General features: G+C 50.8%; 26 protein-coding genes. 14 read left to right on the top strand and 12 right to left on the bottom strand.

Annotated features, from left to right (window positions below):
* On the bottom strand, nt 1-1026 hold the full coding sequence (locus ACXI0A_RS19555; protein ID WP_224935630.1) for an amino acid ABC transporter substrate-binding protein: 1026 nt from the start codon (nt 1024-1026) through the stop codon (nt 1-3).
* Nucleotides 1027-1760: 734 nt separating this feature from the next.
* On the opposite strand from ACXI0A_RS19555, the gene ACXI0A_RS19550 reads away from it, so the two are divergent.
* From ACXI0A_RS19550 to ACXI0A_RS19540, 3 genes are all read left to right on the top strand, one after another.
* Nucleotides 1761-2984 (top strand): tyrosine-type recombinase/integrase, encoded by a 1224-nt coding sequence (locus tag ACXI0A_RS19550; RefSeq protein ID WP_479485289.1) that lies wholly within the window; start codon nt 1761-1763, stop codon nt 2982-2984.
* Nucleotides 2981-3853: a DUF6387 family protein gene (locus tag ACXI0A_RS19545; protein ID WP_479485282.1), complete on the top strand. Its 873-nt coding sequence runs from the start codon at nt 2981-2983 to the stop codon at nt 3851-3853. The genes ACXI0A_RS19550 and ACXI0A_RS19545 overlap by 4 nt, the downstream gene beginning before the upstream one ends.
* A 112-nt stretch (nt 3854-3965) precedes the next feature.
* On the top strand, nt 3966-4175 hold the full coding sequence (locus ACXI0A_RS19540; RefSeq protein ID WP_479485281.1) for a helix-turn-helix transcriptional regulator: 210 nt from the start codon (nt 3966-3968) through the stop codon (nt 4173-4175).
* A gap of 131 nt (nt 4176-4306) precedes the next feature.
* Here the strand turns inward: ACXI0A_RS19540 and ACXI0A_RS19535 are convergent, their stop codons facing one another.
* Complete coding sequence (locus ACXI0A_RS19535) at nt 4307-4480, bottom strand: YlcI/YnfO family protein (protein ID WP_479485280.1); 174 nt, start codon at nt 4478-4480, stop codon at nt 4307-4309.
* Between ACXI0A_RS19535 and ACXI0A_RS19530 the strand changes: the two genes are divergently transcribed.
* The 10 genes from ACXI0A_RS19530 (at nt 4422) to ACXI0A_RS19485 (ending at nt 11572) form a co-directional block, all read left to right on the top strand.
* Nucleotides 4422-4820 (top strand): host cell division inhibitor Icd-like protein, encoded by a 399-nt coding sequence (locus ACXI0A_RS19530; protein WP_479485279.1) that lies wholly within the window; start codon nt 4422-4424, stop codon nt 4818-4820. The two genes, ACXI0A_RS19535 and ACXI0A_RS19530, sit on opposite strands and share 59 nt — an antisense overlap.
* Nucleotides 4813-5031 (top strand): hypothetical protein, encoded by a 219-nt coding sequence (locus ACXI0A_RS19525; RefSeq protein ID WP_479485278.1) that lies wholly within the window; start codon nt 4813-4815, stop codon nt 5029-5031. The genes ACXI0A_RS19530 and ACXI0A_RS19525 overlap by 8 nt, the downstream gene beginning before the upstream one ends.
* Nucleotides 5024-5326: a hypothetical protein gene (locus ACXI0A_RS19520; protein ID WP_479485277.1), complete on the top strand. Its 303-nt coding sequence runs from the start codon at nt 5024-5026 to the stop codon at nt 5324-5326. The genes ACXI0A_RS19525 and ACXI0A_RS19520 overlap by 8 nt, the downstream gene beginning before the upstream one ends.
* A complete protein-coding gene (locus ACXI0A_RS19515) occupies nt 5323-5691 on the top strand; it encodes a hypothetical protein (RefSeq protein ID WP_479485276.1) in 369 nt (122 codons plus the stop codon). Before ACXI0A_RS19520 ends, ACXI0A_RS19515 begins: the two co-directional genes overlap by 4 nt.
* Nucleotides 5688-7061: a helicase RepA family protein gene (locus tag ACXI0A_RS19510; RefSeq protein ID WP_479485275.1), complete on the top strand. Its 1374-nt coding sequence runs from the start codon at nt 5688-5690 to the stop codon at nt 7059-7061. Before ACXI0A_RS19515 ends, ACXI0A_RS19510 begins: the two co-directional genes overlap by 4 nt.
* 287 nt (nt 7062-7348) lie before the next feature.
* The gene (locus tag ACXI0A_RS19505) at nt 7349-7531 is read left to right on the top strand and encodes a hypothetical protein (RefSeq protein WP_479485274.1); all 183 of its coding nucleotides are present in this window, start codon (nt 7349-7351) and stop codon (nt 7529-7531) included.
* Nucleotides 7518-7691, top strand: a complete 174-nt coding sequence (locus ACXI0A_RS19500; RefSeq protein ID WP_479485273.1) for a hypothetical protein — start codon at nt 7518-7520, stop codon at nt 7689-7691. Before ACXI0A_RS19505 ends, ACXI0A_RS19500 begins: the two co-directional genes overlap by 14 nt.
* Nucleotides 7692-7909: 218 nt before the next feature.
* On the top strand, nt 7910-8857 hold the full coding sequence (locus tag ACXI0A_RS19495; RefSeq protein WP_479485272.1) for a phage major capsid protein: 948 nt from the start codon (nt 7910-7912) through the stop codon (nt 8855-8857).
* Nucleotides 8858-9023: 166 nt separating this feature from the next.
* Entirely contained in the window at nt 9024-11321 is a 2298-nt protein-coding gene (locus tag ACXI0A_RS19490) for a phage tail tape measure protein (protein ID WP_479485271.1), read from the top strand.
* Complete coding sequence (locus tag ACXI0A_RS19485) at nt 11321-11572, top strand: hypothetical protein (protein WP_479485270.1); 252 nt, start codon at nt 11321-11323, stop codon at nt 11570-11572. The genes ACXI0A_RS19490 and ACXI0A_RS19485 overlap by 1 nt, the downstream gene beginning before the upstream one ends.
* A gap of 121 nt (nt 11573-11693) precedes the next feature.
* Here the strand turns inward: ACXI0A_RS19485 and fis are convergent, their stop codons facing one another.
* The 10 genes from fis to msrP all read right to left on the bottom strand — a co-directional run bounded on the left by fis (nt 11694) and on the right by msrP (nt 20159).
* The gene (gene fis, locus ACXI0A_RS19480; RefSeq protein ID WP_003855228.1) at nt 11694-11990 is read right to left on the bottom strand and encodes a DNA-binding transcriptional regulator Fis; all 297 of its coding nucleotides are present in this window, start codon (nt 11988-11990) and stop codon (nt 11694-11696) included.
* 24 nt (nt 11991-12014) lie between these two features.
* Entirely contained in the window at nt 12015-12980 is a 966-nt protein-coding gene (gene dusB, locus ACXI0A_RS19475) for a tRNA dihydrouridine synthase DusB (protein WP_200578678.1), read from the bottom strand.
* A gap of 395 nt (nt 12981-13375) precedes the next feature.
* Complete coding sequence (gene prmA, locus ACXI0A_RS19470) at nt 13376-14257, bottom strand: 50S ribosomal protein L11 methyltransferase (protein WP_476150818.1); 882 nt, start codon at nt 14255-14257, stop codon at nt 13376-13378.
* Nucleotides 14258-14268: 11 nt separating this feature from the next.
* The gene (gene panF, locus ACXI0A_RS19465; RefSeq protein WP_224935634.1) at nt 14269-15714 is read right to left on the bottom strand and encodes a sodium/pantothenate symporter; all 1446 of its coding nucleotides are present in this window, start codon (nt 15712-15714) and stop codon (nt 14269-14271) included.
* Nucleotides 15704-15946 carry a DUF997 family protein gene (locus tag ACXI0A_RS19460; RefSeq protein ID WP_476150819.1) on the bottom strand — a complete coding sequence of 81 codons (243 nt, stop codon included), beginning with the start codon at nt 15944-15946 and terminating at the stop codon, nt 15704-15706. The genes panF and ACXI0A_RS19460 overlap by 11 nt, the downstream gene beginning before the upstream one ends.
* Before the next feature lie 70 nt (nt 15947-16016).
* Nucleotides 16017-17366, bottom strand: coding sequence for an acetyl-CoA carboxylase biotin carboxylase subunit (gene accC / locus ACXI0A_RS19455; RefSeq protein WP_476150820.1), 1350 nt, complete (start codon nt 17364-17366; stop codon nt 16017-16019).
* 11 nt (nt 17367-17377) lie between these two features.
* The gene (gene accB / locus ACXI0A_RS19450; protein ID WP_476146899.1) at nt 17378-17845 is read right to left on the bottom strand and encodes an acetyl-CoA carboxylase biotin carboxyl carrier protein; all 468 of its coding nucleotides are present in this window, start codon (nt 17843-17845) and stop codon (nt 17378-17380) included.
* Between the two features lie 21 nt (nt 17846-17866).
* Nucleotides 17867-18319 carry a type II 3-dehydroquinate dehydratase gene (gene aroQ, locus ACXI0A_RS19445; RefSeq protein ID WP_476150821.1) on the bottom strand — a complete coding sequence of 151 codons (453 nt, stop codon included), beginning with the start codon at nt 18317-18319 and terminating at the stop codon, nt 17867-17869.
* A 232-nt stretch (nt 18320-18551) separates the two neighbouring features.
* The gene (gene msrQ / locus ACXI0A_RS19440) at nt 18552-19154 is read right to left on the bottom strand and encodes a protein-methionine-sulfoxide reductase heme-binding subunit MsrQ (RefSeq protein ID WP_224934016.1); all 603 of its coding nucleotides are present in this window, start codon (nt 19152-19154) and stop codon (nt 18552-18554) included.
* Nucleotides 19155-20159 carry a protein-methionine-sulfoxide reductase catalytic subunit MsrP gene (msrP, locus tag ACXI0A_RS19435; protein WP_224934015.1) on the bottom strand — a complete coding sequence of 335 codons (1005 nt, stop codon included), beginning with the start codon at nt 20157-20159 and terminating at the stop codon, nt 19155-19157.
* 324 nt (nt 20160-20483) lie between these two features.
* Here msrP and csrD point away from each other — a divergent pair, with 324 nt between their 5' ends.
* Nucleotides 20484-22430 carry an RNase E specificity factor CsrD gene (gene csrD, locus ACXI0A_RS19430; RefSeq protein WP_224934014.1) on the top strand — a complete coding sequence of 649 codons (1947 nt, stop codon included), beginning with the start codon at nt 20484-20486 and terminating at the stop codon, nt 22428-22430.
* Nucleotides 22431-22573 lie beyond the last annotated feature (143 nt).

Genomic DNA, 22573 nt, shown 5'->3' with positions numbered 1-22573 from the left:
TTAGCGTACTGGTGGAGCGTACTGGATGCCGCCCTGGTTCCAGAGCGCGTTCTGGCCACGCGCAATTTTCAGTGCGCTGTCTTTGCCCACGTTGCGGTCAAACACTTCCTGGTAGTTACCGACCTGCTTGATGATGTTGTAAGCCCACTTGTTATCGAGTTTCAGATCTTTGCCGAAGTCACCTTCTGCACCCAACAGGTGAGCCATGTCAGGTGTGGTTGGTTTAGCCGCCATTTGATCCACGTTTTTAGAGCTCACGCCCATCTCTTCCGCATTCAGCATTGCGTAGAGTGACCATTTAACGATGGTGAACCAATCGTCATCACCACGGCGTACCACTGGGCCCAGTGGCTCTTTAGAGATCACTTCTGGCAGCACGATGAAATCATCTGGCTTGCCGAGTTTCACGCGCAGTGCATACAGCTGAGACTGGTCAGAAGAGAGGGTATCGCAGCGACCGCTGTCGAGTGCTTTCGCTGATTCATCAGAACGGTCGAAAGTAACCGGTGTGTACTGCATTTTGTTGGCTTTGAAGTAATCAGCCACGTTCAGCTCGGTATCGGTACCGGCCTGAATACAGACGGTGGCCCCATCCAGCTCTTTAGCGCTTTTCAGACCTGCTTTCTTATGGGTCAGGAAGCCGATGCCGTCATAGTAATTCACGCCCGCAAACAGGAACCCCATGCCACCATCACGTGAGGAGGTCCAGGTGGTGTTACGAGACAGGATATCCACTTCACCTGACTGGAGCGCAGTGAAACGCTCTTTAGCCGTCAGCGGGGTGTATTTCACCTTGCTGGCATCGCCAAATACCGCAGCCGCAGCGGCGCGACAAACATCCACGTCGATGCCGGTAAATTTGCCACTGGCGTCAGCGTAGGAGAAGCCTGGCAGGCCATCGCTGATACCGCACTGTACGAAACCTTTCTTCTTAATGGCATCCAGCGTGGTGCCTGCGTGCGCTTGTTGAGCTACGGCTAACAGTGAGGCTGCAGCGACCAGGGTGGAAAGCATCATCTTTTTCATAAAGCATCCTGTGTGACGTGATCGTGTGTTGTTATGTTTGCACGCACTTTTATGTGCGCTTTTTTCTGTCTGTGGCGGTTAGCCATCCACGACTCTGCAAAGGTAATGCCAGGTTTGCAGAATCCTGAATTCACTGGAAAGATCTTTTAATAAACGGACGCATCCAGAAATTTTGGCTACTATCGCGCACCAAAAGGCAGCATGACGAGACGACGCGATCACAAATAGTGCAAAAAGTTTCACTATGTGGAAGCAGTGTGAGCCATCACTCAGGATAGAATGTATACGTTTGCAGACTTACGGCTGAAACAGGGCAAGATCACAGGGAAAGCGGCGGGGCGGGCGTTATGACGTACGAAACAGGCGCTAAAATGGGGCAATGGACAGGCGCTGAGAGAGATGAAATATCACGGATGCAATTGCAACTATCGTTACCATATCCGCGACAATTGTTTCATGCGTTGTTAACGCAGGGAAACTATTGGCGCAATACAAACAAAAACGCCAACCCGAAGGTTGGCGTTATCGCAGCAATGAACGATTAGTTCATGCCGTATTATCCAAAGCGTTGTTTTTTATGGTTTAACCTCGTTCATTAATGACGTGTCAACTCACTGTAATAACTGAATAAATCTCTATTTATCGTTTAAACTTGTTCGTTAAAGTTTAGGGAGTAACATAGCGATGTGTAGTCAGTGGTGTAGTCAGTGCTGCGTATGAACTGAGGTATTTTGATGGCTGGTGGAACAAACAAACTAAGCGACACGGCATTACGTAAGATGGTCGGGAGGGAAAGCCCGGCAGAGAATTTCTATGCAGATGGCGATGGATTGAGCGTAAAGGTTTCAAAGGTGGGAATACTCACCTGGTATTTCACCTATCGCACTGGTGGCCGCACGGCTGCGCCTCAGCGTATCAAGCTGGGTAACTATCCTGAGTTATCACTCAAATCAGCAAGAGAGCAGCGTGAGCAGTGTCGTTCCTGGCTGGCAGAAGGAAAAAACCCAAAGCACCAGTTAGGGATCAGTAAACAGGAATCGCTCAAGCCGGTTACGGTGAAAGAGGCGCTTGAATACTGGATCACTGAATACGCCACCCACCGCCGCGCCAACGTCACAAAGCACACTGAGCAGCTAAAGCGCCATATCTACCCATATATTGGGGATTATCCGCTATCCATGTGTGAAACCCGACACTGGCTGGAGTGCTTCAAAAGAGTGCGCAGCCGTGCGCCGGTTGCTGCTGGCTATCTTCTGCAGATGTGTAAGCAGGCGCTTAAATTCTGCCGTGTACACCGCTATGCAACCAGTAACGCGCTTGATGACCTGACGATAGACGATGTGGGCAAGAAGCAGGATAAGCGCGACAGGGAGCACACACAGGCCGAATTAGCCGATATATGGCGTGAGTGTCACGGAAAGAAATTCCTGCCGTATTACGCCGCCCTGTTGCGCCTGCTGGTGGTATTTGGATGCAGGACGCAGGAATTAAGGCTCTCACGCCTCTCTGAGTGGGATTTAGTGGATTGGGTATGGACGGTTCCGCGTGAGAACAGTAAAGGCGGTGAGCGCATTGTGAGGCCGGTTCCCGTTGATGTCCGGGAATACATTACAGCGCTGGTGGATCAGAACAGAGAGAGCGGCCTTTTGCTGGGCGAGATTAAGAATCCGGAAGCGGTCAGCCAGTGGGGGAGGATGCTTAACAAAAAGCTTGGGCACTCTGAACCCTGGACGCTTCACGATTTGCGCCGGACGTTCGCCACCACGCTAAACAATATGGGGATTGCTCCGCACGTTGTTGAGCAGCTGCTCGGGCACACCTTGGGTGGCGTGATGGCAGTTTATAACCGCAGCCAGTACATGCCGGAAAAGCTGGACGCGCTGAACAAGTGGATGGACAGGTTAAACCTGCTGTCTGAAACCCCTCCTAATGTCATTTTGATGAAGGCTATAAAATGAGCTTGAGAATTAAAAGCAAGAGAGATTTGCCAAAAGAATTCGACCTATCAAAATATGAAGGCTTGGAGTTAATGTCCGATAAAAATCTGTTCAGGCAACTATATTGGCGTATGGACTGGAAAGAAGGTCTTTGGGATGGTGAGCTTTCAACCTATTTTTTAGAACACGGGAAAGATTTACCTCTCTTTGATCATGATCCTTTCGGGGAGATTAAAGTCGAAATATCCGAAGCATATTATGAACAAAACAAAGAATCTGAAGATTTCAGAAAAAGATATTATGACCACTTTAAAGACAAAGAAAGCCTATCAACTGGGTATGGGATAGGTGTTCTTTCTCGCATGGAAATCATGAACTTATCGCAAAGTTTCGACCATAAAGGACGGCGGGAGGGTAAGCCGTTCAGTATCCCTGATGAAGAAGCCAGGGATATGCTGAAGGATGATCCTGCTAATCATGGTCTGCTTATGTCCCATGCTGCAACGCCTGTTAATTTAGTTGTTGATGGGATTAACCTATATATATCTATTGATTTGACAGTTCCAGATGAAATTCTCATTGGTGATTTTAAAAAGCTTTTACCTAAATGGCGCGAAGAATTATCAATTGATGCGGAAGAAATAAAATTAACAAATTCATGGTCTGTGATTAGAAAGAAAATTATTGAATATAATGTGCTTCCTTACATAGATTTGCATACATGGGCGCGCTCTAATGGAGCGTCTATACCAGGTGGCGTGCTGGCTGTTTCCCTCTTTCCAGATGGTGATAAGGAGCAGTTTGCGATAGCTCAAACGATAAAACCTTTCATAGAAAGATTAATGACTGAAGAATCCTTAGAGAAAATTAAGAGGGAAATTTCTCTATAGAAAAAGCCAATGTAAAAAGACAAGTATAAACAATCTTAATTTTACACGGGTGTTACCTGTTTTTTAATAAATAAGAATGCTCCTGAACCATAATAAACGGGAGCATTACTTAATGAACATCCAATTATCCGAACGCACTATTCGTGAACCTGAGTGCCGTCAACTCACTGGCCTCTGCCGCACCACTCGTTACCTGATGGAAAAAAAAGGACAGTTCCCCGCTCGCCGTAAGATTGGCGCGCGTGCTGTGGGCTGGCTGTTATCTGAGGTAAACGCCTGGCAACTTGCGCAGGGCAAAGCTGATGTCGGTAAAGCGGGGTGAGGTATGCCGGATAAAACAAAGGCGACCTTGCAGGGTCGCCAGTGTCACAAACTAAATAAAACAGCGCCAGAACAGATTAACACGTTGATCGAAAGTTTCAACCGGCTCAATTTTGCGCCCATTGATTTTGTTCAGTTTTTTGAGTCCCTGCTGAGTTTTTCTCTACAGGCCTGCTTAACCCAAGAACTGAAATTACCCGATCCGGCCACGCTGTTAATCTCGGCAAGAAGGTCATCTTCAAAGCGGATGTTCTTTTTGGTGCTGTTGGACCGTTCAAATTTGAGTTTGGTATTTTTATCTTGCATTGGTACGTACCGCTGTATTAGGATTAACCGCAATGGTACGTACCACATCGGTTTTACGCAACCATTAAATGCAGCGAAGCCCGGAAGTGCGTCAACACTAACCGGGCCTCTTACCAAACCGTTATATGAGGTAACGATTATGGCTGAACAACAGCATACCCAAACTCACCCTAAATTTACATGGCGTTTTCTGGCGATTGATCGCGCAGATATGGCGGCTAAGCCGTGCCGCTTGTCAGTAGAAGCCGAAACAGAGCATGACGCACGCCGTGTACTGGCTCCGCAATTCATCCTTTCACTTGCCGCACGTCTTCCGTTAGCGGAGGTAACCCATGTCTAAAGTTCACACCATGGGATTAGAGACGCTAAAACTGCACTCAGGTATGCAAGGTCTGCACCAGATCTGCGCCCTTCTGATTGCCCTTGAACACGCAAGCCCGGAGATGGAAAACGACGATATAACCGCCGCTATTGCCGGGATAAATCACATTGTGCGCGACATCAGTGAGGATATGAATCACGCGATTTCGGAGGGTGCAAAAAATGGCTGACATCTACCACGCATTGGTTAAACACAGCCTAGCTGACTGCCCGACTGAATCCCTACAGGAATACAGCGATAACTGCTCCAGCGCTGCAATGGCTATTAACTCTGCCCTGACAGTGATCGGCAATATGACGTTCGAAGCCAGCCAGAGCGAAGACTACCCGGACGCAGACGCGAAGCGCGATTTATTCATGATCGGTTCTGTACTGAGAAACCTGCCACGCATTGCCCAGGCATTAAAACAAAACAGCGATTTAGCGGATTTAGAACAGAAACGCCGTAAGGAGCAGCAATCATGATCAGCAACGTCAAATTTAATGAGTTATCAGGTCGTGTTGAATTACTGCTTCAGCGCGTTGAAGAACTGGAATCATCAATTAAATCGCTGGTGGCCACACAGGGAGGTGAAATCCCTCCTGGTATGTCTCCAGTATCCACGCTGGCGGCTGAGTATGGCATTTCCACCAAGAAGGCTGAAGAACTGGCGCAAAACACTGGCGTTCTGATGGTGAAACACAAAGCTGGTGGCTATCTGGTTCACGATGAGCGTTTCAGAGAGGCTGCACGTTTAGTGCTGAGAGCGGCTAAGCGTAAGTATGGATCGGCGTACTGGTATCACCCGCTGATTGGCAAGTTCCAGATGAGCGGAGGTATCCCGAAATGACAGCAACACTAACGACCGTTGAAACGGCATCAGATGCTCTGTTCCGCTGTGCATATCGCTGGGCTCATGGGCGCTCTGTAGAGCGCGATGAAATTGAAAAGGCATTACAGGCACACAAAGACCCATCAACTCGTTACGGAAAGCTGGTGGCGCGTCTGCGCGGTGCTCTGCAAATGTCGTATGAGGATTTCTGCGATGCAGGTTATGCGCATACCGATAACGATCGCATGCTCGCTACCCGTAGAAACCTGCTGGTGGAGGAAATCGGCGAAACCGAAATGAATACCTGGTTGCGTGATGTGTCCCGTATCAGTCGTGTATTCCCTGATTCTGGACTGATCGCATCGCGCACTTCATTGCCGCTTTCCCGTGGCTCTGAAGGCTTCAACGTTAAACAGGATTACATCATCAAGCACTTTCTGCCGGCGCAGTCACTGTGCAGTATTTATGGGCCAAGCGGCTCTTACAAAAGCTTCCTCGCTGTCTCATGGGCGTGTCATATCGCAGCGGGTATGGAATGGTCAGGCCGCAAGGTCAATGCCGGAGCGGTTATGTACATCGTCGGTGAGGGTGGTGTCGGAGTACCTCGGCGTATCCGCGCATGGGAAAGTGCGCATGGAAAAAATATCGACAATCTGTGGCTTGTTAACAGGCCAGTGTTCCCGGTGCGCCGTGAGGAGGTCGACGAGGTGATCAAGGCATCACGCCAGATTGAGGCCGAGTCAGGTGCGCCTGTAAAACTTATTGTGATCGATACGCTGGCTCGCTGCTTTGGTGGTGATGATGAGAACAACGCACGCGATATGGGCGCATTCATTGAGGGCTGTGACAACATCAAGCGTTTAACTGGCGCTAGCGTGCTGGTGGTTCACCATTCAGGCAAAGATGAGGCTAAGGGAGCGCGTGGGTCTAGTTCTTTCAGGGCAGCGCTGGACGCAGAATTTAGTGTCAAACGAGAAGGTGAGGGAAAGGCTTTAGTGCTGACCTGTACCAAGATGAAAGACGCCGAAGAACCTGCCAAGAAGGCGTATGACCTGCGCACAGTCGAACTGTTCACCGACGATGATGGAGAGGACATCTGTTCGCTGGTGGTTCGTGATGTCGCTCGCACGGCAATTGAAATTGATCCTGCACTATCGGCGATATCAAACCTTACTGAAAATCATATATCTCTCTGGAACCTCATTCGCAGCCGCAAGGCGAACGGCGATGCCTGCACGAAATCTTTACTTCGTGACGACATGAAATCCATGGGGATCGATACCAGTAAAAACTTTAGCCGATGGCTGAGCAAGCTTGAGAGTAATGAGTTGATACAGCTGAATGGCGAAGAAGTAACAATTTTATCCAAAAGAGAAAGTGAGGGATAAAGTGAGGAGTGGTGAGGAGCCAGTCATCTAAATATGGTCTGCTCCTCACTTTTCATGTGTATATGCGGAAAAAGTGAGGAGCACCCGCAAAAGCCTTGTCAGTACTGGCCTGAGCGCGATTCTAATAAAAGAAGGTGAGGAGCAGGTGAGGAGTCGAGCAAAGTGAGGAGTGGTGAGGAGCTTCGGCTCCTTTTTTTGTATCTTCAGTATTTCACTTATTGCAATGACATTGCGAAGTATTGCGATAGGTGAAACAATTATGACTGTTGATTAAGGAGTGAGCACCGATGAATCCTAACTTCAAAAATATTCTGCTCACGACAGAGCAGGTTAAGCGACTGGAACAGATACAGGCATCAGAGCGCCAACGCTCCAGCATGGGCAGCGCTCCATCTGTTCACGCTATTGCACGCCATCTGATTGACCAGGCTTTAGGCAGCAAAGAGGTGAAAACTGATGGCACTAACTGATCGAGACACATCAATCCTGAAGGCCGTGAGCGAGGCTGTGAAGGAAACAATCACCGAGATTAATGCAAAGCATGCGTTAGAGCTTCAGGAGCGCGACACGCGCATTGAGAAGCTGGAGAGCGATGTTTCAGGGCTGATTAGCCTGCTGGGTGAGCAATGAGGGTGGGGGGAGTGGTCAAGATTTGTTGAGGTCTTGCTTCGAAACCTCGCCCCCTCTCACGCGCAGAAAATATCCCCTTTTGAGGGGGTGTTAACAACCAGCCTATAAACAATTTAATTACTAAATATCAATTGATTATCTGATTTAGCTGTTAACAGGGGTATTAACAATCACAGTAAACCTGTTAACAGGGAAAGTTAACCTTTACGGAGACGATTATGAAAGGTCTGGAATTTGTAAGAGCCGCACGTGTACTGGCTCGCTGTAATGGTCGCCTTAGTGAGGCGAAAGGTTCTTCTGAGAAAGATCAGAAACTGGAACAATATTTTTCGAAAGCCCTGGTTGCCGGAGCAACTACGACCGACAGCCCATTGATAACAACAGATGTTATTGCCAGAGAATTTGCAGAGTACGCATTCTCGCAATCTATACCGGGTCGCCTAATGGCAATGGCAATGCAATTCCCGTTTAAAACTAAAGTCGGCTCTGTCAGTGGCATCGGTGCGGGCTGGTTAAAAGAGGGGGCCGCCGTTCCTGTTCGCAAAGGCGCTGTGAATAATTCTGACACGCTGAAGCCTTTCAAAATGGCATCTCTGGTCGTCTTATCTGATGAGCTATTGCGCCTCACTAATCCCGGAACTGACTCAACTATCCGTAACATGATGGTTAGCGAGAGCGTCAGAGAAATTGACAGTAAATTCCTATCGGAAGATGCCGAGGTGCCTGAATTATCACCTGCTGGTGCTCTGATCAGCGCGCCAAGCGTAGCAGGATACTCTGATTTGATCGCGACACACGTAAGCAATGGCAACTCACTGAAGGGTTCTGCACTGGTGGTTCCTAATACCTATGTGCTTAGCCTTACCGAAAATCAGCTTCGTCAGTTCGAAATTCTGGGGATATCTGTTCTGCCAAGCCAGTACGCTACTGCCGTGTCGCTGATTGATCCTGCGAACATGATGATCAACGTCGAAGGCGCAGGGATGATCACCTCAACTGAGGGTACTGTAGAAATGTCTGACGCTCCTGAGAATAATTCTGCTGAGCCTGTCCAGGCTGAGAAGGTGAGCCTGTATCAGACTAACTCAGCTGCGATCATGACCACGATTTACTGTGGATGGGAGAACGTTGGAAAGCCGGTTACCAGCCTTTCAACTGGTTCCTAAATTTTGAAAGCGGATAAACCCTCCGCAAAAAGGGCGTAACCGCCAGCCAGCGGCGGTAGTACTGGCAAATTTGAATATTCATGGAACTTCCTGACCTGCCGGAAAGGTCGCTAAACACCGGCAATCCCTTCCTCTCATCCCACTAAATAAATCCACGGGGTTAAATATGCCTTCAAAATCTTTAGGAACACTCACAATCGATCTCATCGCCAAAGTTGGCGGCTTTACTTCTGGCATGGATAAGGCGGAGCGATCATCTGCAAAATGGCGTAAGCAGGTAGAAATTGATGCCAAAGCCGCAGGTGTCGCGATTGCCGGAATGGTTACCATTGCTGCTGCCGCTTCTGTGGCCGCGGCCAGTGCTGGTGTGGCCCTGTTAAAAACAACATCTGAGCAGATAACAGAAACTGACCGATGGGCTAAATCTCTCAAGATGAATACTCAGGATTTGCTGGCATGGCAATATGCGGCTGAGCAAGCTGGTTTATCGGGCGATAATATTGCCGACATTTTCAAAGATATTAACGACAAGGTTGGTGACGCAGTATTAAACAAGTCCGGCGAGGCAGCGCAAGCTCTGGATACGCTAGGCCTATCCGCGCAGAAACTTGCCGAGCAGTCACCTGATAAACAACTGCTGGCCATTGGCGCCGCACTTGAAAAAATACCCACTCAGGCCGGAAAGACAAATATCCTCGAAAGCCTGGGTAATGACCTGTCAAAAATGCTTCCGTTATTCGATAACAACAACGAGAAACTAAAGCAGTTTATCCAACTATCAAAAGATTTCGGGGTCGCGCCTCCTCAGGAAGATATTGACGACCTGGTGAAAGTAAATCAGTTCTTTAAAGACTTGGAGACACAGGCTAAAGGTCTGAGAATTGAGATAGCTTCAGGGCTGGCTAAAGTGGATTTATCTCCGCTGCAGGATGGCCTGGACGACATGAAGAAGGTATTCACCGATCCCGCAGTTCTGACTGGACTGACAAAGCTTGTCGGTGGGCTGGCAGAATTAGTTGGATGGATGGGCAAGCTAAGCTCTGAGTCGGCCAATTTCATCAGCCATTTATCCGAAGTACCAGACAGATTCAAAGCTGGTGGCTGGTATGAGTTTTCCAAGAACCAGAAATTAAAATCACTGGCCGATACGCTCCAGTCTGATTTGGGAGCTATAACCGCTCCATCATCACCTCAAGCGAACGTAAACAATAATTTGGGTGTGGGGGAAAGTAACCAAAAACAGACGAAAAAGCCTGATACTGAAGCTAAAAAGCTCGAAAGTGCTTATAAAGCCGTAGAAGAAAGCTATCTTCGTCAAATATCCCTTTCCGATAAACTTAACGGTAAAACCAAGGAAGCGACTGAGCTTGAAAAGTTACGTTTCGATATTACTACTGGCAAGTTAACAGGCGTAAATGAAGCGCAGCAGCAGAGGCTGGAAGGTCTTGCCACGGAGATAGACAAATTAAATGTTCTTAAAAAGTTCTCAGAAATGCAGGAAGACCTGCTTACACCTGAAGAAAAGCTTCTTGAGGTAACTAAAGATCGTGTGAAATTGCTCAATCAGGCACGTGATTTAGGCATGGCAGACCCGGAAAAATATAAGCAGGCGGCAGACGCAATATCTAAAAATTCATTTACTGATGCACCGAAGTTCTCTGGCATGGATGCGCTCTACGGTGGTCAGTCTGGTGAGTTGGCAAAAGTTGATGATGCCCAGAAAGAACTCGATAAATGGTACAAAACACAGCTTGATATGCTGGAAAAAAACCGCCAGTCACAGGCTGATTTAAACGATCAGTGGGATGCTCGCGAGCTGGAAATCAAAAAGAAACACCAGGATGAAATGAACAAACTGGATGATGCACGAAGCCAGTTAATGCTCAGCAGTGTTTCTGATGGTCTGGGATCGATGGTTGATCTGACGCGCACGGCGTTCGGCGAGCAATCGGGCATCTATAAAGCGGCATTTGTGGCTCAGAAGGCCGTAGCTATTGCTCAGTCAATGATTGCCATTCAGCAGGGTATTGCGATGGCCGCAGCCAACCCGTTCCCGTACAACCTTGCAGCAATGGCTACGGTGGCAGCATCAACTGCCGGAATCGTCACAAACATTGCCGCAATTGGTATGGCGCATGATGGTATCGACTCTGTTCCTGAAACAGGCACATGGCTCTTACAGAAAGGTGAGAGGGTGACCACTGCACAAACCAGCGCCAAACTAGATGCAACGCTTGAGCGTGTATCTCAGCAAAGCTCAGGCGGTGGCGGCAGTGGACCCACCTATATAACGATCCCTATTAACGGCAACCCATCAGACGCCACTATTGAGTTGGTGCGCAATGCGGCAAAAGAGGGAGCTAAACAGGGCCATGCTATGGTTTATGGCGAGCTGGCTAGCGGAACCGGAAAAGTACATAAGGCTTTAGTGGGTGGTTACACAGCTAAGAGGAGCGCCAGATAATGAGCTTTGAGAAACCAGAAATTACTCAGGAAATGATGGTAGAGATGGAAAATATCCTTATATCAGTCATGCCTGACAGTGCTGATGAGGATACTAAACAGGTTTTAGCCAGCATGATGATTGCTGAAACGGTAAAGGAAATCCGTGAGAAGTCAGTATCAACTGGCATACCTGAAGCGATCATCTTCAAGTACTCAATTCAGGCGCTGCTTATGTCACGCAATAAGCTTCCTGGCTCAACAATTCACTGAGACGCCACACATAGCAAAGAGGCATAAATTATCGGTGTAGTCAGTTGTGTAGTCAGTACATTAAAAAAGGCGCTGTGATTTCTCACTAGCGCCTTTTTTATCAATAGCTTATAAGAGCCTATCAGTTCATGCCGTATTTTTTCAGCTTCTTACGCAGAGTACCACGGTTGATACCCATCATCAGAGCTGCACGGGTCTGGTTGCCACGGGTGTACTGCATCACCATGTCCAACAGAGGCTGCTCAACTTCAGCCAGTACCAACTCATACAGATCACTTACATCCTGACCGTTCAGTTGAGCAAAATAGTTCTTCAGTGCCTGTTTAACCGAATCACGAAGTGGCTTTTGCGTCACCTGATCCTGTGAGTTAACGGTAGAAACGGTCAGTACATCAGAATTTACGCGTTGTTCGAACATAGTTCTTTCAGCTCTTTATTTCGTTTACGCAAGATTTTCGAAGTATGCCTCCAACGCCTCCAGCTGTTCGCTGGCATCCTCTATGGCGTTGAATGTGCGCCGAAACTGGTCATCAGGAGCACTTTCCTGCAAATACCAGGAAACGTGTTTACGAGCAATACGGTATCCCTTGCGCTGACCATAAAAGTCGTGCAGTTCCCGTATATGTCCAATCAGCATTTGCTTCACTTCAGCCAGCGGCTTCGGTGCCAGCAGCTCCCCTGTGTCCAGATAATGCTGGATTTCCCGGAAGATCCACGGTCTTCCCTGAGCAGCGCGACCAACCATCAGAGCATCGGCTCCGGTGTAGTCGAGCACCGCTCTGGCTTTATGCGGGTCAGTAATGTCGCCATTCGCGATAATCGGAATGGAAACGCTCTGCTTAACTGTCCGAATGCTGTCGTATTCAGCGTGTCCCTCAAACAAACAGGCGCGCGTGCGGCCATGAATGGTGAGAGCCTGAATGCCACAGCGTTCAGCCAATTGGGCAATCTCTACACAATTACGATTTTCTTTGTCCCAGCCGGTGCGAATCTTCAGCGTAACCGGTACATCAACTGCATTCACTACCGCACGGAGGATGGACTCCACCAGTGACGGATGCTGCAGCAGTGCTGAGCCAGCCATCTTACGATTCACTTTCTTAGCTGGGCAGCCCATGTTGATATCAATAACCTGCGCGCCAGACGCCACATTAATGCGCGCGGCGGCAGCCATCTCATCAGGATCGCAACCGGCAATTTGCACGGCACGGATTCCAGGCTCGTCACTATGCACCATACGCAAACGGGATTTGTCACTCGCCCAAACTTCTGGGTTTGATGACAGCATCTCGGAGACAGTCATACCTGCACCGTTCTCGTAACATAACGTGCGAAATGGCTTATCGGATACTCCGGCCATAGGCGCAGCAATGAGTCGATTACGTAGCTGATGGTGTCCAATGCGCATGAAAAAGAAGTGACCCTAACTGTTCGCAAGGCGGCGTATATTACGCATTTTTTAATGAAGATGAAAGGCCAAACTTTGAACAATTCACCGTTAAACTGCGAGGAAATCGGCCTTAACAGCAATGCTACAACTAATAATCTATATAATTCAGTATATTAAAAATTTATGCTGAAATTGTGAGCAAAAGTTTTTCTTAAAACATGCCCAAAATCACAACATAAAAACCGCCACATCCGGTAATTAGCCAGAGAAATGACGGCGATGTGATTATTAAATGTACTAATTTGATTGCTTTCAGGTAGCAGTTTTGCGGCCGATATGCAGAGAGTGAGTCGCTTTCACTGTCTCGATGGTGAGACTGAAAACCGGCCAGCGAAGCCAGCCGGTGATCATGCTTAGCGGCGCACACCAGTGATGCGGCACCATTCCTCTTTTTCAGCCACCGGATCGAGCGTGAAGCGCTCAATGTAAGCTTCACACACACCTTCAGCCTGGCTGGCCAGCACGCCTGATAATCCCAGATGTCCGCCAGCTTTAGGCAATACGCTAATCAGCGGCGCCAGTTCACGCAGCGGACCTGCAAGGATATTGGCGACAACCACATCAGCTTGCAGATTTTCCGGCTGTTGATGCGGCAGATAAAGTGACAAACGGTCAGAAACGCCATTGCGCTCCGCATTGTCACGGCTGGCCTGAATTGCTTGCGGATCGATATCAATACCGATGGCCTGTGCAGCGCCCAGTTTCAGTGCGGCAATGGCGAGAATGCCGGAGCCACAGCCAAAATCGATCACGGTTTTGCCTTGCAGATCGAGGCCGTCGAGCCAGGTCAGACACAGCGAAGTGGTGGGGTGGGTGCCGGTACCAAACGCCAGGCCTGGATCCAGCATCACATTGACGGCAGTAGGATCCGGCACGTCGCGCCAGCTTGGGCAGATCCACAGACGCTCGCCAAAACGCATTGGGTGGAAGTTATCCATCCATTCACGTTCCCAGTCTTTATCTTCGATCTGCTCGATCTTGTGGTGGAAATTTGATCCCAAAAGAGGATGCTGGCTCAACTCGGCCACCACATCGTCCATCTCGGTTTCAGCATCAAACAGGCCAATCACATCGGTGTCACCCCATAAGCGGGTTTCACCTGGCAGCGGTTCATAAACCGGGTTGTCGTGCGTATCCTGGAACGTCACTGACACGGCACCGACATCGATCAGTGCATCGCTAAGTGGCTCGGCATTTTCACCGGTACTGTTAATTTTGATTTGAATCCAAGGCATAGCGTTTCTCTTTATTCCACTGCAGCGTGACGCGCATCAGGCGTGCTGCCAAACAAGTTGCCCACCACGAAGGCCAGCAGGCTTAAGGTCAATGACGGAACGATAGGGTGGAAACCCCACAGTTCGATATTCAGGCTGGCGAGCAGGGTATAACATGCTGCGCCCACAATCATGCCGCTGATGGCACCAGTCGAGTTGGCGCGCTCCCAGTAGAGGCCCAGCACCAGCGGCCACAGAAACACCGCTTCCAGCCCGCCAAACGCCAGCAGATTGAGCCAGATAATCATATCCGGTGGATTCCACGCTGCCAGCAGCAGTAGCAAACCCAGCACAAAGGTGATGGTGCCCGATAGCATACGCAAACGTGCTTCATTCTCGCTGTGCTGCGGCGCAATACGCAGATACAGATCTTTGATCAGCGTAGCGGAGGATTGCAGCAGCTGCGCGTTAATCGTCGACATGATGGCCGCCATCGGTGCGGCGAGGAATATGCCCGCGGCCATCGGTGGCAATACGGTGATCATCAGCGTCGGGATCACCCGATCCGGGACGGTAAGATCCGGGATGATCGCACGACCTAAGGCGCCAGCCAGATGCATGCCCAACATCAGGATCACCACTACGATGGTACCGAGCACAATGCCACGGTGCATGGCTTTGCTGTCTTTATAGGAAATACAGCGCACCGCCGTGTGCGGTAAGCCAATAACGCCAAAGCACACTAATACGGCAAACGAGCTGAGGAAAGTGGGATTGATCACATTGCCCACACCCTCCGGTGATACCAGCTGTGGATCAATGGTGCGCAGCTTCGTCACGGCTGTTTCCAGTCCGCCAGCGTGATGTATGACTGCAAACAGCAGCAGGAAGGTGCCGATCAGCATCACCAGTCCTTGCATCGCATCATTAAGTACACTGGCGCGAAAGCCGCCGAAAGCCGTGTATAGAGCGATAGTGCCGCCAAAGATCAGCAGTCCGGTGTCATAGGGGATCCCCGCAGCCGTCTCCAGCAGACGCGCGCCACCAATGAACTGCACGGTCATAGCGCCGATGAAGGCCACTAACAGGCTAATACTGGAGAGCCAGATCAACAGTGTGCTGCCATAGCGGCCATACAGCATGTCATTCAGCGTTACCGCATTGTAGCGACGCGCCAGGATGGCAAATTTCTTCCCCAGGACGCTCAGGGATAGCCATATTGCCGGTACCTGAATCATCGCCAGTAAGACCCAGCCGAGACCGTATTTATAGGCTGCACCCGGTCCGCCAATAAACGAACTGGCGCTGATGTAAGTGCAGGTGATCGTCATGGCTAAGACAAAACCGCCCATGGAGCGGCTGCCAAGGAAGTATTCTGTGAGGAAATTGCCCTGTTGCTGTTTGCGCATGGCAAACACGGACAGTGCGGCAATGAGCACCAGATAAGCCAGCAGGGGAAGAATGATCTCAGAGTCCATCATTGTCCTCCAGTGACATATCACGGAACAGGATGCGCACCATCAGCCAGCACAACACAATAAACAGTAGCGGCGCAAAGACGCAGGAGAGTTCGAACCAGCGGGGCAGGCCCAAAATGCCAACCTCATCACCACCTAACCAGGCGGAGAATCCCCATACAGCGAGGTAAGCTAACGTGAGATAGAACGCCCAGCGCGCCTCTCTGTTCGCTTGCAAAAAACGCCAATCCATTATGCAACCTCAAAGGCAACAAAAATGAAAAAGGCCGGATTAACCGGCCTTTGTTTGCTCTGCGCTGCGATTACTTCTCGTGCAGGCCGAGTTTTTTCTCCAGATAGTGGATGTTGGTGCCACCCTGCTGGAAGTTTTCGTCGGACATGATTTTCATCTGCAGCTCGACGTTGGTCTTGATGCCGTCGATGATCAGTTCCGCCAGCGCATTTTTCATGCGCGCGATAGCCACTTCACGAGTGTCACCGTAGGTGATCAGCTTGCCGATCATCGAGTCGTAGTACGGTGGCACGGTGTAGCCGGCATAGATGTGCGATTCCCAGCGCACGCCAAAACCGCCTGGCGCGTGGAAACGGGTGATCTTGCCCGGGCTCGGCAGGAAGGTGTTCGGATCTTCGGCGTTGATACGACACTCTACCGCATGACCGCGTACCATCACGTCTTCCTGTTTGATCGACAGCGGCTGACCGGCAGCAATGCGCAGCTGCTCTTTGATCAGATCCACGCCGGTGATCATCTCGGTCACCGGATGCTCCACCTGAATACGGGTGTTCATCTCGATGAAGTAGAACTCACCGTTTTCGTACAGGAACTCGAACGTACCCGCACCGCGGTAGCCGATATCGATACAGGCTTTCGCGCAGCGTTCGCCGATAAAGCGACGCAGTTCCGGCGTGATGCCTGGCGCGGGTGCTTCTTCAACGACTTTCTGGTGGCGACGCTGCATTGAGCAGTCACGTTCCGCCAGATAGATCGCGTTGCCCTGGCCGTCGGCCATCACCTGAATCTCGATGTGACGCGGGTTCTCGAGGAATTTCTCCATGTAGACCATGTCGTTGTTGAAAGCCGCTTTGGCTTCCGCTTTCGTCATGCCGATGGACTGCTCAAGATCCTTTTCATTGCGCACCACACGCATACCACGACCGCCGCCGCCGCCGGAGGCTTTGATGATCACCGGATAACCGATGCGCTTGGCGATGGCACGGTTTTTATCCATGTCTTCAGTCAGCGAGCCATCAGAACCTGGCACGGTCGGTACGCCGGTTTTCTTCATGGCGGTGATCGCCGACACTTTGTCGCCCATCAGGCGGATGGTGTCAGCTTTCGGGCCGATGAAGATAAAACCAGAGCGCTCAACCTGCTCGGCAAAATCGGCGTTCTCGGAGAGGAAGCCGTAGCCCGGGTGGATCGCCACGGCGCCGGTGATTTCGGCGGCGGAGATCAGGGCCGGGATGTTCAGGTAGCTTTTGACCGACTGCGCCGGGCCGATACAGACGGTTTCGTCCGCCAGCAGCACGTGCTTCAGGTCGCGGTCCGCGGTGGAGTGAACGGCGACAGTCTTGATGCCCAGCTCTTTACAGGCACGCAGAATGCGCAGCGCGATCTCACCACGGTTAGCAATAACAATTTTATCCAGCATGCTTCGCCTCGTTATTCGATGACGACGAGCGGCTCGTCAAATTCAACCGGTTGGCCGCTTTCCACCAGGATCGCCTTCACAACGCCGGATTTGTCGGCTTCGATCTGGTTCATCATTTTCATCGCTTCAACGATGCACAGGGTGTCGCCGGCGTTCACTTTCTGGCCGACTTCGATAAAGGCTTTCGCGTCCGGGCTCGGGGTGCGATAGAAAGTTCCGACCATCGGAGAACGCACGATGTGGCCAGTGATTTCTGGCTTAGCCGCTTCAACCGGCGCCGCAGCAACAGGTGCGACCGCAGTCGCCAGGCCTGGCTGCTGCATCATTGGTGCAGCGTAAGCCTGCTGCATCATCGGGTAGCCGGCGTTTGCAGGTGAACGGCTGATACGAACTGACTCTTCGCCTTCAGAGATTTCCAGCTCGGAGATGCCGGACTCTTCAACCAGTTCGATCAGTTTCTTAATTTTACGAATATCCATGAGTGTGGTTCCGTACTCTGTTTAATTGGAATGTGACAGGCGTTTTACTGCCGTTTGTAAAGCCCATGAGTATCCATCAGCGCCCAGGCCACAGATGACGCCGGCAGATACATCAGAAAGATAGGAGTGATGTCGGAACGGCTCGCGCGCATGCACGTTCGAGAGATGCACCTCAATAAAAGGTATGCTGACCGCCAACAGGGCATCACGCAGTGCAACGCTGGTATGCGTGAATGCAGCCGGGTTGATGATGATGTAATCCACATTGCCTCGGGCTTCGTGGATGCGATCAATCAACTGAAACTCTGCATTCGATTGCAAATGACTCAATTTCACATGGTGCTGATCGGCCTGCTGGGTCAAATCGCTGACAATTTGCGCCAACGTAGTGTGACCATACTTATCCGGCTCGCGCGTTCCCAACAAATTCAGGTTGGGTCCGTTTAAAAGCAGTATGTGAAATTGGTGCGCCATCTTGCTGCTATCTCCTGCAATCAGTAAGGCATCGCGTAAAATACCGCGACATCTGCCGTTTGTCACTCCTGAGAGTGAAAAAGACGACTTCGCTTGCAATAAAGCCGGGCATTATATCCGTTTCGTCGCAATTAGCAGCAAAATACTGGTCTTATCTGCGAAGTTGATCGGATGCGGCCCTAAGGCCACACCTTTTATCAGATCTTGCAGCAGGAAAACAACCTTGCGGGGATTATCGATGCAGAAGTTTACGCAACTTATTGTAACGCCAGCCTAACAACACCAAGGCTAACAGCGCGTAGATCCAAGGTTGTGGGGAGAACACCTTCACTGACCAAAGATAGTGGATAGGCGCGAGGATCGCGACAAGATAGATGCCGTTATGTAGGGTTTGCCAGCGGCGGCCCAGTTTACGTTGTGCGCGCTGGAATGAGGTGATGGCTAAAGCAAACAGCACCAGCCAGCAGATCATACCCAGTAACAGATAAGGGCGCGAAATGATCTCACTCCCCAGTAACTGCAGATGGTTGTATCCCAGCTCCAGCAGGTAATAGCTGGTTAAATGCAGACATGCCCAGGCAAAACACCACACGCCGAGCAGGCGGCGGGTGCGAATCAGCAGCGGTTGTTTCAGGTAGCGCGTTAATGGCGTCACCAACAGCGTCGCCAGAAGCAACTTTAACGCCATTCTGCCGGTAAAATGCTGGATATCTTTCGCCGGATCGGCACTTAACCAACCCTGACTGGCGGCCATAAACAGATACACAAACGGCAGGAAAGCCGCGAGATGCAGCACCACTTTTAACAGGGTGATATGGCGTAACGTCAGTCGCACTCAGTAGTTCTCCCGTAAATCGAGCCCGCGATACAGTGATGCCACTTCTTTAGCGTAGCCGTTAAACAGCAGAGTGGGCTGGCGTTCGACATTGAGAATTCCGCCGGAACCAATAAAACGTTCGGTGGCCTGCGACCAGCGCGGATGATTCACATGGGGGTTCACGTTGGCATAAAAACCATATTCATTATTGGCGATTTGGTTCCAGGTTGTCGGGGGCTGATCGCGCGTCAGTGTGATCTTTACAATGGACTTGATCCCCTTGAAACCGTATTTCCACGGCACCGTCAAACGAATCGGGGCGCCATTCTGCGGCGGCAGCGCTTTGCCGTACACGCCGGTGCTCAACAGCGTGAGAGGGTGCATGGCTTCATCAAGACGCAATCCTTCCACATACGGATAATCCAGTCCACCGCCGATAAAGCGATCTTTCTGTCCCGGCATCTGGTCCGGAGCATATAAAGTCTGAAAGGCGACAAAGCGGGCATTGCTGGTGGGTTCAGCCAGTTTGAGTAACTTATTCAGCTCAAAGCCCACCCACGGGATCACCATCGACCATGCCTCAACACAGCGCATGCGATAAATACGTTGTTCCATGGCAAAACGTTTAAAGATGTCGTCCATATCCAGCGTGATCGGTTTCGCCACTTCACCTTCAATACGCAACTGCCAGGGTTCAGTTTTCAGCGTGCCGGCGTTGGCAGCAGGATCGGCTTTATCCAGACCAAACTCATAAAAGTTGTTATAGCCGGAAACCTTGTCAAACGGCGTCATGGGCAGATCGGCCTGCCACTGCGCGGGTTTGGTAAATTGCAGATCGCGTCCTGCGGGGGCCGGTGGGCGGTCATTGCCTTTGAACCAGCTCAGCACATCCGCCTGCGCTACGCCGGGCAAACTTGCCGCTGCTGCGCCTAATCCCAGCGCTTTCAGCACCTGACGACGGCGCATGTTAAAGATGCTCTCTGGCGTGACGTCGGATTCGGTAAGGTATTGCTTCAGCTTCATGACATTCTCCGGCGAAAAAATTGATGTATTCAGCATGATCAACTCGCGCTGGACATGCCACTTTGTCCGAAAAAATATGAAATTTCCTGGCGAGCGCGCTCTGTTGAGAATAGGACGAAAAAGCCCGTGTGAAACGCAAGCCATCACACTTTGCGGCTATACTCGCGCCGCATGGCCAATTAGCATGGCGCACCGCGTAATTTGATGCGCGTCTGGCGCTGATTCAGGCAATGTTTTGTGCTATTTTGCTCAGGTTTGCGCCAGTGAGCAGGTTGGCGCCGTCGGATGGCGACCGTTCAGAACCGCAGTGATACAGGCACAGGGATGCGATTAACAACTAAGTTTTCTGCGTTTATTACATTATTAAGCTTACTGGCAATGTTATTGATGCTGGTCGGCTGCGCTTTTAGTTTTATCTGGCTATCGCAACAGCGCGTGGAAACGCGGGTGAATACGCTGGCGACCGAAGTCGATAAAGCGCTGGCAACGCAATCACCACAAGATTTGACGCAGTGGCTGACGCGGATCATGCCAGTGATCAACGCCGAACAGATTGAGATGCATAACGGCAATACCGTGGTTTTCCAGCTTGCCAGGCATGAAAATCCCATGCTGGAAGATGAGCCGAATCGCTTTATTCAGTTCGACCTCCCGTTGGTGCACTCTCCCGGCCTTGAGCTGCGCGTAGTGGTGCTTGATCCCGCGAAAACCTGGTTCCGCTCCTTTACCGGCGCCTATACGCTGATTGTGCTGCTCAGCGTGGTGGCCATTATGTCGGCTTTATTAGTCATGACGCATCGCTGGATCAATCGCCGCTGGCAGCACATGGAACGTTTAGAAGCACGCTCTGAGCGTATTCTGGCCGGTGAGCGCGTGCCCTATGTCGGGCATTACGCCGAGTGGCCGCCAAAGGCCAGCCGCGCGATTGACACCTTACTTAACGATCTGCAGGAAGCGGGCGAGCAGCGTTTACGCATTGATACGCTCATCCGCACCTTTGCCGCTCAGGATTCACGCACCGGCCTGAACAACCGCCTGTTCTTCGATAACCAACTGGCGACGCTGCTGGAAGATCAGGAAGATGTGGGCACTCATGGCGTGGTGATGATGGTGCGCCTGCCCGATCTCGATACGCTGCATGAAACCCTGGGTCAAACGCTGGTGGATGAGTACCTGTTTGACCTGATCAACATGCTGTCGACTTTTGTTCTGCGCTATCCAGGCGCACTGCTGGCACGTTACTTCCGCAGTGATTTTGCCGTGTTGTTGCCGCATCGCACGCTCAAAGAGGCCAACAGTATCGCCGACCAGTTGATCAATGCGGTCGACTCATTGCCGCCGATGCGTATGGTGGATCGCGATGATTTAATCCACATTGGCATCAGCGCGTGGCGCAGCGGAGAAAGCGTGCCGCAGGTGATGGAAAATGTGGAGATGGCAACGCGTCGTGCGGCCTTGCAGGGTGGCAACAGTTGGTCAGTCGGTGAGGGCAATACCTTAGACATGGGACGTGGCAGTGTGCGCTGGCGAACACTGCTGGAAAACACCCTCAATCGTGGCGGACCGCGTCTTTACCAGAAACCAGCTGTGCTGCTGGATGGTAAAGTACACCACCGCGAAATGCTGGCGCGCGTGTTCGATGGTGACAAGGAAGTGGTGTCGGCCGAGTTTATGCCGCTGGTGCTGCAGCTGGGGTTGACCGATAGCTGGGATCGACAACTAGTCACGCGAATCGCGGCGCTCTCTGAAGTGTGGCCCGATGAAACGCTGGCGTTACCCGTGAATATCGACTCATTATTACAGCGCCCATTCCAGCGCTGGCTGCAAAAGCTTTTACTGCAATGTACAAAATCGCAAAGAAAGCGTTTTTTATTTGAACTTGCTGAGGCGGATGTTTGTCAACACATCAATCGCTTAGTGCCGGTTTTCCAGATGTTGACCGCGTTTGGTTGCCGCGTTGCGGTAGATCAGGCAGGAATGACCGTGGTGAGCAGTGCTTATATCAAGCAGTTCCCGATCGAAGTGATCAAACTTGATCCAGGCCTGGTGCGAAATATTGAACGTCGTACTGAAAACCAGTTATTTGTGCAAAGTTTACTGGAAGTGTGCAAATCCACCTCGACACAAGTTTTTGCTGCTGGCGTGCGCACGCGCGCAGAGTGGCAAACGCTGGCGAGTCTGGGGGTGGCAGGCGGGCAGGGCGATTTCTTTGCCCCATCACTGCCGGTAAACAGTAATGTGAAAAAGCATTCACAACGTTATCGAATCTGAGCCTTAAGCCTGTAAAGTGACGCGGAGGGTTCTTTTTCTGCCGTTTGGCGTATAACGTGCGCGTTTATGATGGCTGGAAATGTTAGATTTTATGTCGAAATTCATCCGGTAATTGAGGGTGAATTTACGTTCAATAGGGCGGC

This window comes from Pantoea sp. C1E2 (genome assembly GCF_056491465.1).
This window is presented reverse-complemented; position numbering and strand designations above follow the sequence as displayed.

What these genes read in the sequence shown, in the direction of transcription:
- ACXI0A_RS19490 (WP_479485271.1), top strand. Translation starts at nt 9,024, where the DNA reads ATGCCTTCAAAATCTTTAGGAACACTCACAATCGATCTCATCGCCAAA.
- dusB (WP_200578678.1), bottom strand. Translation starts at nt 12,980, where the DNA reads ATGCGCATTGGACACCATCAGCTACGTAATCGACTCATTGCTGCGCCT.
- accC (WP_476150820.1), bottom strand. Translation starts at nt 17,366, where the DNA reads ATGCTGGATAAAATTGTTATTGCTAACCGTGGTGAGATCGCGCTGCGC.
- ACXI0A_RS19510 (WP_479485275.1), top strand. Translation starts at nt 5,688, where the DNA reads ATGACAGCAACACTAACGACCGTTGAAACGGCATCAGATGCTCTGTTC.
- aroQ (WP_476150821.1), bottom strand. Translation starts at nt 18,319, where the DNA reads ATGGCGCACCAATTTCACATACTGCTTTTAAACGGACCCAACCTGAAT.
- ACXI0A_RS19520 (WP_479485277.1), top strand. Translation starts at nt 5,024, where the DNA reads ATGGCTGACATCTACCACGCATTGGTTAAACACAGCCTAGCTGACTGC.
- ACXI0A_RS19530 (WP_479485279.1), top strand. Translation starts at nt 4,422, where the DNA reads ATGTTCTTTTTGGTGCTGTTGGACCGTTCAAATTTGAGTTTGGTATTT.
- ACXI0A_RS19515 (WP_479485276.1), top strand. Translation starts at nt 5,323, where the DNA reads ATGATCAGCAACGTCAAATTTAATGAGTTATCAGGTCGTGTTGAATTA.
- ACXI0A_RS19540 (WP_479485281.1), top strand. Translation starts at nt 3,966, where the DNA reads ATGAACATCCAATTATCCGAACGCACTATTCGTGAACCTGAGTGCCGT.
- ACXI0A_RS19505 (WP_479485274.1), top strand. Translation starts at nt 7,349, where the DNA reads ATGAATCCTAACTTCAAAAATATTCTGCTCACGACAGAGCAGGTTAAG.
- ACXI0A_RS19550 (WP_479485289.1), top strand. Translation starts at nt 1,761, where the DNA reads ATGGCTGGTGGAACAAACAAACTAAGCGACACGGCATTACGTAAGATG.
- ACXI0A_RS19495 (WP_479485272.1), top strand. Translation starts at nt 7,910, where the DNA reads ATGAAAGGTCTGGAATTTGTAAGAGCCGCACGTGTACTGGCTCGCTGT.
- panF (WP_224935634.1), bottom strand. Translation starts at nt 15,714, where the DNA reads ATGGACTCTGAGATCATTCTTCCCCTGCTGGCTTATCTGGTGCTCATT.
- ACXI0A_RS19460 (WP_476150819.1), bottom strand. Translation starts at nt 15,946, where the DNA reads ATGGATTGGCGTTTTTTGCAAGCGAACAGAGAGGCGCGCTGGGCGTTC.
- accB (WP_476146899.1), bottom strand. Translation starts at nt 17,845, where the DNA reads ATGGATATTCGTAAAATTAAGAAACTGATCGAACTGGTTGAAGAGTCC.
- ACXI0A_RS19545 (WP_479485282.1), top strand. Translation starts at nt 2,981, where the DNA reads ATGAGCTTGAGAATTAAAAGCAAGAGAGATTTGCCAAAAGAATTCGAC.
- csrD (WP_224934014.1), top strand. Translation starts at nt 20,484, where the DNA reads ATGCGATTAACAACTAAGTTTTCTGCGTTTATTACATTATTAAGCTTA.
- prmA (WP_476150818.1), bottom strand. Translation starts at nt 14,257, where the DNA reads ATGCCTTGGATTCAAATCAAAATTAACAGTACCGGTGAAAATGCCGAG.
- ACXI0A_RS19555 (WP_224935630.1), bottom strand. Translation starts at nt 1,026, where the DNA reads ATGAAAAAGATGATGCTTTCCACCCTGGTCGCTGCAGCCTCACTGTTA.
- ACXI0A_RS19500 (WP_479485273.1), top strand. Translation starts at nt 7,518, where the DNA reads ATGGCACTAACTGATCGAGACACATCAATCCTGAAGGCCGTGAGCGAG.
- fis (WP_003855228.1), bottom strand. Translation starts at nt 11,990, where the DNA reads ATGTTCGAACAACGCGTAAATTCTGATGTACTGACCGTTTCTACCGTT.
- ACXI0A_RS19485 (WP_479485270.1), top strand. Translation starts at nt 11,321, where the DNA reads ATGAGCTTTGAGAAACCAGAAATTACTCAGGAAATGATGGTAGAGATG.
- msrP (WP_224934015.1), bottom strand. Translation starts at nt 20,159, where the DNA reads ATGAAGCTGAAGCAATACCTTACCGAATCCGACGTCACGCCAGAGAGC.
- ACXI0A_RS19535 (WP_479485280.1), bottom strand. Translation starts at nt 4,480, where the DNA reads ATGCAAGATAAAAATACCAAACTCAAATTTGAACGGTCCAACAGCACC.
- ACXI0A_RS19525 (WP_479485278.1), top strand. Translation starts at nt 4,813, where the DNA reads ATGTCTAAAGTTCACACCATGGGATTAGAGACGCTAAAACTGCACTCA.